This is a genomic window from Sphingobium sp. IP1, assembly GCF_002708645.1.
In the GTDB taxonomy this organism is placed as follows: domain Bacteria; phylum Pseudomonadota; class Alphaproteobacteria; order Sphingomonadales; family Sphingomonadaceae; genus Sphingobium; species Sphingobium yanoikuyae.
This window is the reverse complement of record NZ_NOIW01000137.1, coordinates 1-11,433: the sequence shown is the minus strand read 5'-3', so window position 1 is coordinate 11,433 and position 11,433 is coordinate 1. Positions and strand designations below refer to the sequence as shown.

Here is an 11,433-nt window from a genome sequence, read left to right as displayed (position 1 = left end):
GTGCCCCATCCTGTTTTCCCTTCCGCTGGAATGACCGACATGCATGCAGATTTTCCGACGTCCGACCGGGTGGTGAAGCGGGTTGTCGTCGCCGGCGGGGGCACGGCCGGGTGGGTGACGGCGACCGCGCTGGTGCGTCATCTGGGGCCGCTGATCGACATCACGCTGATCGAGTCCGACGCGATCGGCACCATCGGCGTGGGCGAATCCACCGTGCCGACCTTCCGCGGCTTCCACCAGTTGATGAAGATCCGCGAAGACCGCTTCATGGCCGAGGCGCAGGCGACGGTGAAGCTGGGCATCGAGTTCAAGAATTGGGGGCGGGTCGGCGACCGCTATATCCACCCGTTCGGCACGATCGGGCTGCAATGGAGCTGGATGGCCGATTTCCACCATTTCTGGCTGCATGCCAGGGCGCAGGGCTTTGGCGGCGAGCTGGGCGAATATTGCCTGGAATGGGTGGCGGGCGAGGCCAATCGCATGTCGCTCAGCAGCTCGGTCGCGCCCAGCTATGCCTATCATATCGACGCCGCGCGCTATGCCCGCTTCCTGCGCAGCCTGGCCGAGCCGGCGGGGGTGAAGCGGGTCGAAGGCAAGATCCGCCATGTCGAACTGGTGCCAGAGAGCGGCCATATCGCGGCGCTGGTGCTGGAATCGGGCACGCGGATCGAGGGCGACCTGTTCATCGACTGCACCGGCTTTCGATCGCTGTTGCTGGGCGAGGCGCTGGGCGTCGGCTTCGAGGATTGGGGCCAGTGGATCCGTACCGACCGCGCGGTCGCGGTCCAGTCCACCTCCGACGGTCCGGCGCAGCCCTATACTTCGGCGATCGCGCATGAGGCGGGCTGGCGCTGGCGCATCCCGCTGCAGCATCGCGACGGCAACGGCTTCGTCTTCGCCAGCGATTTCATGTCCGACGACGAGGCGCATGCCCGGCTGCTGGCGGAAATCGAGGGAGAACCGATCGTCGATCCTTGGCTGGTGCGGTTCAAGACCGGCACGCGGACCAGGGCCTGGCACAAGAACTGCGTTGGCCTGGGGCTGGCCGGCGGCTTCATCGAGCCGCTCGAATCGACCAGCATCCATCTGATGATGGCGGCGGTGACGCGGCTGATCGAGGATTTCCCCTTCCACGGGTTCGACGACGCGCTGCTCGACCATTTCAACCGCAAGTCACGGCTGGAGTTCGAGAATATCCGCGACTTCATCATCCTTCACTATCGTGTGACCCAGCGCGACGACTCCCCCTTCTGGGATCATTGCCGGACGATGGAGATACCCGACAGCCTGAAGGAAAGGCTGGCGCTGTGGCAGGAAAATGGCCGCGCCTATCAATTGGGGCATGAACTGTTCCGGGTCGACAGCTGGTCATCGGTGCTGCTGGGACAGGGCATGCACCCGCGCGGCTATCATCATGTCGCGGCGATGATGCCCGAACCGCAGCTGCGCGAGGAGCTGGCGCGGATGCGCAAGGACATTGCCGGGGTCGTGGCGGAGATGCCCAGCCATCGCGAATTCCTGCGCCGCTATTGTCCCGCAGAATTGGTCTAGTCAAAAAATGCGCATCGGTAGAATATTTTTTGCAATGCACAATAAAACATAAAAAACCATTATTTTCAGTCAAATATAAATCTGTAAATCAAACCCTTAGGGACTTTAACCGATCATAGCATCATAATTGACAACGCTGGCCATTAGGCTAGCATGAACGTCCAATAAGGCTCGATGTGGGCGAGCTGTTAAAAAAGGGAGGATTCTGAAATGGGTTTACCATATTCCAGATTCATGCGTTGCGCGTCTCTGATAGCGCTAACGTATAGCGTTACACCAACAATGGCGCAGGCGCAGGACGCCGCCGTCCAGAATGCCGAAGCCGACATCATCGTCACCGGCGTGCGCGCCAGCCTTGATCGCGCGATCGACATCAAGCGCAATTCGAGCGGCGTGGTCGATGCCATTTCGGCCGAAGATATCGGCAAGTTCCCCGACACCAACCTGGCGGAATCGCTGCAGCGTATCACCGGCGTGTCGATCGACCGCGTCAATGGCGAAGGGTCTCAGGTCACGGTCCGCGGCTTTGGCGGCGGCTTCAACCTGGTGACGCTGAACGGGCGCGCGCTGCCATCGGCCAATGTCACCACCGTCGGCGGCGACTCCAACGCCGACTATTCGTCGGGCACCAGCCGCTCCTTCGACTTCGGCAATCTGGCGTCGGAAGGCGTCAGTACGCTGGAAGTCTACAAGACCGGTCGCGCGGCGATCCCGTCGGGCGGCATCGGCGCGTCGATCAACGTCGTCACCCGCAAGCCGCTCGACGCGCGTGAGGCGGGCTTCAGCGGCACGATCGGCGTCAAGGCGCTCTATGACACCAGCGTCGAGAAGAGCCTGAGCGACCCGGCCAAGATCACGCCGGAAGCATCGGGCCTGCTGAGCTGGCGGGACGAGAATGAAGTGTTCGGCGTGTCGATCTTCGGCAGCTACCAGAAGCGCAATTTCTCGACCCGCGGCGCGACCGTCAACGGCTGGAACATCCGCCGCTACAGCCAGTTTGCCGATCCGGCCAACGGCTTCGTCAACGCCAATACACAGATCAGCAACGCGCCGACCGACCCGAACACTTTGGTGTCGGTGCCTAATGACAGCAGCTATTTTTATTCGCAGGGCTCGCGCGAGCGCATCAACGGATCGGCCGTCGTGCAATTCCGCCCGACCGAGACGCTGACCTTCACCGCCGATGCCTTGTTTGCGCAGAACAAGCAGAGTGAACAGCGTGCGAGCCAGGGCAACTGGTTCAACCGTCCCTTCGCGCAGGTGGAGTTCGACGGCAATCCCGTCATTGCGACCACCACATTTCTGCAGGAAAATATTGCGGGTGTTAAGGACGCAGCCTTCGAGCAGGCATATCGCGGGGTACGCAATCGGCTGCAGGATTATGGCCTGAACGCGAAGTGGGAGATTAACGACCGCGTCACCCTGTCGATCGACGGTCATACCGGTCTGGCGCAAAGCTCCCCGAACAATCCCAATGGCGTCAGTTCGACGCTGGTCGGCCTGGGCGCGCCCGTCGTTGCGTCGCAGTCGGCGGATTTCAGCGGCGTCATTCCCGTCCAGTCGATTGTCATCAATGATGCGGTGCCGGGCCGTGGACCCAATGGGAACGGCCTGCTCGATCTTGGTGACCTCGGATCGCAGATGGGGCGCACGGTCTCTTCTTCACAACGCCAGCGGCTCAACGAAATCCGGGCCGATCTCGGCTGGGAACTGGATGATCTGGGCAGCCGGTTCGACGTCGGCGGCAATTATCGCACGTCCAAGATGCGACAGGCCCGCACCCAGACGCAGCAGACTCTGGGTGACTGGGGCATCGGTAATGTCGGCGACATTGAAAGCCAGGCGCCCGGCGTCCTGCAGACCTATTGCCTCGTCTGCAAATTCGACAATTTCGATGCCAAGGGGCAGGGGGCGACACTGGTCGCGTTCCAGGGCAATGCTGTCGACCTGTATAATGCGCTGTCGCCCTACTATGCGGCGCGTGGGAACGCGGTGGGCATCACCAACCGGGAAGATAATCGCGTCAAAGAAGACATCTGGTCTGCTTATGGCCAGTTGACCTGGAAGGGCGAACTGGCCGGCCACAACGCTACACTGGTTGTGGGCGCTCGCTATGAGCGCACGAAGGTCAAGTCGACGTCGCTGATCGCCATACCCAATGGTATCACCTGGACGGCAGACAATGACTTCGTCGTGTCTGTCTCTGACCAGGTGGAGCCCATCTCCGACAGCGGCAGCTACAACAATTTCCTGCCCGCGATGGATTTCCAGATCGAGCTGGCGAAGAATTTCATCGGTCGCTTCTCGTTCAGCAAGACCATCGCCCGGCCCGATTATGGCAATCTGTTCGTCGCCACGTCGGTCGGCACGCCGCCGCGTCCGATCGCGCTCGGCGGCGTCGCCAGTGGGTCGACTGGCAACGCCCGTCTGGCGCCGCTGATTTCCGACAATCTCGATCTGTCGTTCGAATGGTATTACAAGCCGTCGAGCTACATCTCGGCGGGCGTGTTCGAAAAGCGGGTGCAGAATTTCGTCGGCACCGGTCAGACGACCCGCAACCTGTTCGGGCTGCGCGACGTCAGTTCGGGTGCGGCGGGATCGCGTTCCGGCACCGCCTTGGCGGAGTTGCAGCGGCTTCGCTACGATCCGACCGACGTCAATCTGTTCACCATGACGGCATTGTTGCAGGAGGCCGGCGGCAATATCCAGGCGGCGTCGCAACAGTTCCAGGCGAATGTCGTCAATGGTGCGCTGGACCAGGATTTTGCAGATCAGGTTTTGCGCCGAGTGGATTTGGTCGCCGACGCCAATGACCCGCTCTACGATTTCGAGGTCACGCAGCCGATCAACAACCGGCAGGGCAAGATCTGGGGCTTCGAACTCGCGGCCCAGCATTTCTTCGGCAATACCGGTTTCGGTGTGTCGGCGGCCTATACGCTGGTCCGGGGTGACGTGGGCATCGATGTCGGCGCCGATCCGAGCGAGGACCAGTTCGCACTGGTCGGCCTGTCGGATACCGCCAACGCCACGCTGATCTATGACAAGAACGGCCTGTCGGCCCGTCTCGCCTATAACTGGCGTGACAAGTTCCTGCAGTCGGCCAACCGTGGCGGCGGCGATCGCAACCCGGTGTTCGTGCGCCCGTTCGGCCAGCTCGATCTCAACATCAGCTGGGATGTGTCGGAACAGTTTGCCGTCTCGTTCGAGGCGATCAACCTGACCGAGAGCGACATCCGCACCTATGGCCGCGACAAGAGCAACCTGTGGTATGCGCAGGAACTGGACCGTCGCTTCCTGCTGGGTGGTCGCTTCCGCTTCTAAGGGGGGGGGAGCCGGGGCCGTCCTGCCGGGCGGCCCCGACTTTCACGATTGCGTCGGGCGGACAGCATCGGGGCGGGCCACGCAAAGGGCTTTTCCTGCGCCGCCGACGCCCTACTATGGCCGCCCGTTCATGCGGCACGCCGGATATTCCATGACCAGCACGATGATACTCGATCCCATCACCCATGCCGCGCTTCGGGTCGCACCGGGCAATGGCGCCGCCTTCGGGGATGCCGTCAACCAGACCCTGATCTTCCCGACCGAGATCGACGCGATCCAGCGGGAATATCCGATCCTGATCCAGCGCGATGCTCAGGGCATCTGGCAGCTCACTGCGCTGCTGGGGTTCGATCGCGACGAAAATCTGTTTCTCGACGCCGGGGGCTGGACCGCACGCTATGTGCCCGCCGTCCATCGGCGCGGCCCTTTCCTGATCGGCATGCAGCAGCGCGACGGCGAAGATCATCCGGTGATCCATGTCGACCTGGACGATCCGCGCGTCGGCGCGGCGGGCGAAGCGTTGTTCCTGCCCCATGGCGGCAACGCGCCCTATCTGGACCATGTCGCCGATGCGCTGCGCACCATTCATGAAGGCCATGGCCTGAGCGCGCCGATGTTCGCCGCGTTCGAACAGGCCGGGCTGCTGGCACCGATTGCGCTGGACGTCGCGATCGACGACGCGCAGCGCTATGACATTGCCGGGCGCTTCACCATCGATGCCGATCGGCTGGAGGCGCTGGCTGGTCCGACGCTGCAGGCGCTGCATCAGGCGGGCCTGTTGCAACTGGCCTATGCGATCCGCTCCTCGCTCGCCAATATCGAGGATCTGATCGTGCGCAAGCGGGCGCGGCAGGCGGCGTGACGCTGCGCCAGACCCGGCGGATTGCCGCCAGCGACCTGACGCCTGGCTGGCTCGACGATCTGATGGCGGCGCAGAGGCCGGTCGTGATCGGCGGGCTGGTCGATGGCTGGCCGCTGGTCGCTGCCGGGCGGCTATCGGCGCAGGCGGCGATGGACCGATTGCTCGCCGATTATGGCGGCGCGCCGGTCACCGGCTATGTCGGGGCGCGGGAAGCCGGGGGCCGCTTCTTCTACAATGATGAACTGACCGGCTTCAATTTCGATCGCGGACAGGCGCCCCTGCCCGATTATCTCGATAGGATCCGGGCGGACGCCAGTGGCGAGGGCCCGGCCATCTATATCGGGTCGACCGATGTCGACCGCTATTTCCCCGGCCTGCGCACCGACCATGACCTGCCCGGCCTGTTCGGTGCGGCGGTGCCGACCGTCAGCCTGTGGATCGGCAATCGCACGGTCGCCGCGACCCATTATGACAGCTCGCACAATCTGGCCTGCTGCCTGGTCGGGCGGCGGCGCTTCACTTTGTTTCCGCCCGATCAGGTGGGTAATCTCTATCCCGGTCCGCTGTCGCCGACCCCCGGCGGCCAGGTGGTCAGCATGGTCGATCCGGCCGCGCCCGACCTGGCGCGCTACCCCCGTTTTGCGCAGGCACTGGCGGCCGGCGAGGTGGCCGAACTGGAGCCTGGCGACGCACTCTTCTACCCGGCGCTCTGGTGGCATCAGGTCGAGGCGCGCGACGGCTTCAACATCATGATGAACTATTGGTGGGACGCCGTCCCCGACTTCATCGACACGCCGATGGCGACGCTGCTGCACGGGCTGCTCAGCATCCGCGAGCGGCCGGAGCCCGAGCGCATGGCTTGGCGCGCGCTGTTCGACCATTATCTGTTCGGACCGGCGCAAGATGCGCGCGACCATCTGCCCGATCATGCCCAGGGGCCGTTGGCGCCGCTGACGCCGCTGGAGGCGCGACGCCTGCGGGCGATGGTGATGCAGCGCCTCAATCGCTGAAAGGGCGGCGCCAATCGAGCGTTGCACGCGTTTTATGATAACGCTATCAATTGCGCAAATCGCAAGGAGAGGATGATATGACGATCAAGCGCGGAATGTGCCTGCACGCATGGCCGCTGGCCCTGGGACTGGCGCTCGCCGCCTGCCAGCAGGCACCGGAACAGAAGGGCGATCAGAAGACCGAGCAGCCGGCCGGCAATGCCGCGAGCGGCAAGCGCGACGCGTCCGAATATCTGTCCCAACCGCTGGTCAGCGACATCTATACCGCCGATCCGTCCGCCCATGTGTGGAACGGCAAGATCTATGTCTATCCCAGCCACGACATTGACGGGCCGACGCCCGAGGATGATCTGGGCAGCCATTTCGAGATGCGGGACTATCATGTCCTGTCGATGGACAAGATCGGCGGACCGGTGACGGTCGGGCCGGTGGCGCTGGACGTGAAGGATGTGCCCTGGGCCGACAAGCAGATGTGGGCGCCCGACGCGGCCTACAAGAATGGCACCTATTATCTCTACTTCCCGGCCAAGGACAAGGAAGGCGCCTTCCGCATCGGCGTTGCAACGTCCAAGGATCCGATGGGGCCGTTCAAGGCGCAGCCGCAGCCGATCAAGGGCAGCTATTCGATCGATCCGGCCGTCTTCACCGACGCCGACGGGCAGAGCTATATCTATTTCGGCGGCATCTGGGGCGGCCAGTTGCAGCGCAATATCGGCGGGAAATATGATCCGGACGGGTCGAAGACCGACCTGAAACAGGATGACAAGCCGGCGATTGCGCCGCGCGTCGCCAGGCTGAACGGCGACATGCTGGAATTTGCCGAAACCCCGCGCGAGATCCAGATCCTGGACGACAAGGGCAAGCCGCTGCTGGGCGGCGACCATGATCGCCGCTTCTTCGAGGCGTCATGGATGCACAAGCATGATGGCAAATATTATTTCAGCTATTCGACCGGCGACACCCATTATCTGGTCTATGCCGTCGGCGATTCTCCCTATGGTCCCTTCACCTACAAGGGCCGCATCCTGGAGCCGGTCGAAGGCTGGACCACCCATCATTCGATCGTCGAATGGGGCGGCAAGTCCTGGCTCTTCTATGCCGACAGCCAGTTGTCGGGGCAGACCCGCCTGCGCAACGTCAAGGTGACGGAACTGCGCTACAATGCCGATGGCAGCATCCAGACGATCAATCCGCTGTTGCCCAAGAAGGGCGCGGCGCACTGAGGACGAGGGGAAGCGCGGCGATCATGTCGCGCTTCCCCTTTCATGTCATGCGCCGGGCAGCGCGGTCCATTTGGCGTCGCCCGCCGCATTGGCGATGACGGTTTCGACAAAGCCCATGGTTTGCAGGCCGTCGCCGACCGACGGGAACCAGGCTTCGCCGCCCCGGATGCGCGTGGCGAAGGCGCGGTAGAGATTGGCGAACGCCTCGATATAGCCTTCGGGATGGCCGCTGGGCGTGCGCAGCAGCGGCAGGGTGGAGGGCAGCAGGCCCGGTCCGGCCGCGCGCAGCACTTCGGCGGGCCGATCCAGCCAGCGCAGGGTCAGCGTATTGGGCTCCATCTGCGCCCATTCCAGCCCGCCATGTTCGCCATGGATGCGCAGCTTCAGGCCGTTTTCGTCGCCGGCCGCGACCTGCGTGGCCTTCAGGATGCCGCGCGCACCATTGTCGAGGCGCAGCAGCACATTGACGTCGTCGTCGAGCCGGCGCCCCTCGACATGGATGCTGAGGTCGGCGCAGATTTCGCTGACCCGCAGGCCCGAAACATGTTCGGCCAGATGAAAGGCATGGGTGCCGATGTCACCCAGACAGCCGCCCAGGCCGGCACGGGCCGGATCGGTGCGCCATTCGGCCTGCTTGTTGCCATCACGGTCGATCGCCTGGCTGAGCCAGCCTTGCGAATATTCGACCTGCACCAGCCTGATCTTGCCGAAGTCACCACGCGCGACGCGCGCCCGCGCCTCTTCCACCAGCGGATAGCCGCTATAGGTGAAGGCGAGGCCGAAATGCCGGCCCGAGCGTTCGGCGGCAGCGGCAATCTGGCGCGCCTCGGCCAGATCGAGCGCCATCGGCTTTTCGCAGAAGACATGGAAACCCGCGTCGAGCGCGGCAATCGCCATCGGCGCGTGGAGATGATTGGGCGTCACGATCGACAGGGCGTCGATCCGCTCGTCCGCCGGCAGCGCCTGTTCGCCCGCCAGCAGCGCGTCGAGCGAATCATAGGTGCGCGCCGGGTCGATTCCCAGCGCCTCGCCCGAACGCCGGTTGCGATCCGTGTCGCCGCTGAAGGCGCCGGCCACCAGTCGCCAATCACCATCCAGTGCCGCCGCAGCGCGGTGGATCGCCCCGATAAAGGCGCCTTCGCCACCGCCGACCATGCCCAGACGCAACGCTTTTCCCGCCATCCTCTTCTCCTTCGTAATTAGTCGACAGACCGTTCATTCTGCCTCTTGATCTTCCGATCATATTGGAACAGTTTACCGGTAAATAACACCAATAGACAAGACGGAGAGTCGAGGGTGCACAGGGTAATGGGCTTCGGCCTGGTAGCGCTCGCAACGGGCGCAGTGATGATCCCCGCCATGTCGAGCCAGGCGCAGACCGCACCAGCGGCGCCGCCGGCCTTCAACGCCTGCCGCGCCTGTCACAGCGTGCAGCCCGGCGGCAAGAGCGGCCTTGGCCCCAATCTGGTCGGCGTCGTCGGCCGCACCGCCGGCACCCTGGCCGGCTTCAACTATTCCCCCGCGCTCAAGGCGTCGAAGCTGAAATGGGACGAGAAGGCGCTGGACGAATATCTCGCCGCGCCGACCAAGAAGGTGCCCGGCAGCCGCATGCCCATCTCCACGCCCGATCCGGCCAAGCGCGCCGCGATCATCACCTATCTCAAGAGCGTGAAATGACGGCGGCGAAGGGCGCGATGCGCGGCCCGGCCATCTTCCTGGCGCAGTTCATGGGCGACGCCGCCCCGTTCGACAATCTGGACAATGCCGCGCGCTGGATGGCGCAGGCGGGCTACAAGGGCATTCAGGTGCCCAGCAACGATCCGCGCTGCATGGACCTCAAGCTGGCGGCGGAAAGCCAGGATTATTGCGATGACTTGATCGGCCGCTGCCGCGAGGCCGGGGTCGAGATTTCGGAGCTGTCGACCCATTTGCAGGGCCAGCTGGTTGCGGTTCATCCGGCCTATGACGCGGCATTCGATGCGTTTGCGCCGGCCGAGCTGCACGGCAAGCCGGCCGAGCGGCAGGCCTGGGCGGTCGAGCAACTGAAGCTGGCGGCCGTGGCCAGCCGGCGACTGGGTCTGAAGGCGCATGCGACCTTCTCCGGTGCGCTGGCCTGGCCCTTCGTCTATCCCTGGCCGCAGCGGCCGGCCGGTCTGGTGGAGGAGGCGTTCGCCGAACTGGGGAAGCGCTGGCGCCCGATCCTGGACGCGTTCGACGAACAGGGGATCGACCTCTGCTACGAACTGCATCCGGGCGAGGATCTGCACGATGGCCTGACCTTCGAGCGGTTCCTGGATGCGGTCGGCGGCCACAAGCGCGCCAATATCCTCTATGATCCCAGCCATTTCGTGCTGCAGGCGATGGACTATCTGCAGTTCATCGACATCTATCATGACCGCATCAGGATGTTCCACGTCAAGGATGCGGAGTTCAACCCGACCGGTCGCGCGGGCGTCTATGGCGGCTATGCCGACTGGATCGACCGGCCTGGCCGCTTCCGCTCGCTGGGCGATGGCCAGGTCGACTTCACCGGCATATTCTCGCGCCTGACCCAATATGGCTATGACGGTTGGGCCGTGCTGGAATGGGAATGCTGCCTGAAGCATCCCGAGGATGGCGCGCGCGAAGGCGCCCCCTTCATCGAGGCGCACATGATCCGCCGGCCCGAACGGGCCTTCGACGATTTCGCAGGGGGCGGTGATCCCGCCAACAACCGGCGCTGGCTGGGGCTCAGCTGACGCCGCAACCGACGACCGACACATGTCCCGACCGGAAGGCCGGCGGGACCAAAGGGAGAGGAGCCGACATGACGGCGATTAACCGGCACAGACTTTTCTGGCTGAGCGTCCTGGCGCTGTTCACCGCCTCGATGAGCGCATCGCTCCGCGCGGCGGTGGCGAGCAGCCTGAAGGCGGAATGGATCGACCCGATCGCCCCGATCGCGGCCGGCGAGATGATCGGCGCGGCGCTGGGATCGGCCTTCCTGGGCTTTTCCATCACCGTCTTCGTCGTCAGCGCCTTTCTCGACACGATTGGCATCCGCCGCGTGCTGATCGGCTGCGGCATCGCCTTCCTGATCGGCACGACGCTGATCGTGGGTGCGGGCAGCATGGCAACCGGCATGACCGTCTATCAGCTCGTATGGCTGGGCATGCTGCTGTCGGGCATCGGCTGGGGCTTTGCCGAAGCCTCGATCAATCCGCTGACCGCCCGCCTCTATCCCGAGGATACGACCCATCGCCTCAACGTGCTGCACGCCTGGTATCCCGGCGGACTGATCGTCGGCGGCCTTGCCGGCGTCTTCCTCGCCTCGGCGCTGCCCTGGCAGGCGATCATGGCGCTGGCCTATATCCCCGCCATCGGCGTCGTATTGATCGCCTCCACCACCCGCTCCCCCGCGCCGCCCGCCACCGCCGGCAGCCGGGCGATGAAGGACATGATGCTGGAGGTGGTCCGCCGCCCCAGC

General features: G+C 64.1%; 9 protein-coding genes. 8 read left to right on the top strand and 1 reads right to left on the bottom strand.

From position 1 onward, the window contains the following. The first annotated feature begins 39 nt into the window (after window positions 1–39). The 5 genes from CG471_RS26650 to CG471_RS26630 all read left to right on the top strand — a co-directional run bounded on the left by CG471_RS26650 (window position 40) and on the right by CG471_RS26630 (window position 7,967). A complete protein-coding gene (locus CG471_RS26650) occupies window positions 40–1,551 on the top strand; it encodes a tryptophan halogenase family protein (RefSeq protein ID WP_099234319.1) in 1,512 nt (503 codons plus the stop codon). 282 nt (window positions 1,552–1,833) lie between these two features. Continuing rightward, on the top strand, window positions 1,834–4,872 hold the full coding sequence (locus CG471_RS26645) for a TonB-dependent receptor (RefSeq protein WP_099234318.1): 3,039 nt from the start codon (window positions 1,834–1,836) through the stop codon (window positions 4,870–4,872). Between the two features lie 151 nt (window positions 4,873–5,023). Next, window positions 5,024–5,734, top strand: coding sequence for a SapC family protein (locus tag CG471_RS26640; RefSeq protein ID WP_099234317.1), 711 nt, complete (start codon window positions 5,024–5,026; stop codon window positions 5,732–5,734). Beyond that, entirely contained in the window at window positions 5,731–6,744 is a 1,014-nt protein-coding gene (locus CG471_RS26635) for a cupin-like domain-containing protein (RefSeq protein ID WP_099234316.1), read from the top strand. Before CG471_RS26640 ends, CG471_RS26635 begins: the two co-directional genes overlap by 4 nt. 77 nt (window positions 6,745–6,821) lie before the next feature. Beyond that, window positions 6,822–7,967 (top strand): glycoside hydrolase family 43 protein, encoded by a 1,146-nt coding sequence (locus CG471_RS26630; RefSeq protein WP_099234315.1) that lies wholly within the window; start codon window positions 6,822–6,824, stop codon window positions 7,965–7,967. 45 nt (window positions 7,968–8,012) lie between these two features. On the opposite strand, the gene CG471_RS26625 is transcribed toward CG471_RS26630, so the two are convergent. Next, window positions 8,013–9,149 carry a Gfo/Idh/MocA family protein gene (locus CG471_RS26625; RefSeq protein WP_029547508.1) on the bottom strand — a complete coding sequence of 379 codons (1,137 nt, stop codon included), beginning with the start codon at window positions 9,147–9,149 and terminating at the stop codon, window positions 8,013–8,015. Between the two features lie 126 nt (window positions 9,150–9,275). Here CG471_RS26625 and CG471_RS26620 point away from each other — a divergent pair, with 126 nt between their 5' ends. The 3 genes from CG471_RS26620 to CG471_RS26610 all read left to right on the top strand — a co-directional run. Next, window positions 9,276–9,644 carry a cytochrome c family protein gene (locus tag CG471_RS26620; RefSeq protein WP_026109143.1) on the top strand — a complete coding sequence of 123 codons (369 nt, stop codon included), beginning with the start codon at window positions 9,276–9,278 and terminating at the stop codon, window positions 9,642–9,644. Next, on the top strand, window positions 9,641–10,705 hold the full coding sequence (locus tag CG471_RS26615; RefSeq protein WP_099234314.1) for a sugar phosphate isomerase/epimerase: 1,065 nt from the start codon (window positions 9,641–9,643) through the stop codon (window positions 10,703–10,705). The genes CG471_RS26620 and CG471_RS26615 overlap by 4 nt, the downstream gene beginning before the upstream one ends. A 68-nt stretch (window positions 10,706–10,773) precedes the next feature. Continuing rightward, a partial coding sequence (locus CG471_RS26610; protein ID WP_143560284.1) for a sugar MFS transporter occupies window positions 10,774–11,433 on the top strand: 660 nt, incomplete at its 3' end.

What these genes read in the sequence shown, in the direction of transcription:
- CG471_RS26650 (WP_099234319.1), top strand. Translation starts at nt 40, where the DNA reads ATGCATGCAGATTTTCCGACGTCCGACCGGGTGGTGAAGCGGGTTGTC.
- CG471_RS26645 (WP_099234318.1), top strand. Translation starts at nt 1,834, where the DNA reads ATGGCGCAGGCGCAGGACGCCGCCGTCCAGAATGCCGAAGCCGACATC.
- CG471_RS26640 (WP_099234317.1), top strand. Translation starts at nt 5,024, where the DNA reads ATGACCAGCACGATGATACTCGATCCCATCACCCATGCCGCGCTTCGG.
- CG471_RS26630 (WP_099234315.1), top strand. Translation starts at nt 6,822, where the DNA reads ATGACGATCAAGCGCGGAATGTGCCTGCACGCATGGCCGCTGGCCCTG.
- CG471_RS26625 (WP_029547508.1), bottom strand. Translation starts at nt 9,149, where the DNA reads ATGGCGGGAAAAGCGTTGCGTCTGGGCATGGTCGGCGGTGGCGAAGGC.
- CG471_RS26620 (WP_026109143.1), top strand. Translation starts at nt 9,276, where the DNA reads ATGGGCTTCGGCCTGGTAGCGCTCGCAACGGGCGCAGTGATGATCCCC.
- CG471_RS26615 (WP_099234314.1), top strand. Translation starts at nt 9,641, where the DNA reads ATGACGGCGGCGAAGGGCGCGATGCGCGGCCCGGCCATCTTCCTGGCG.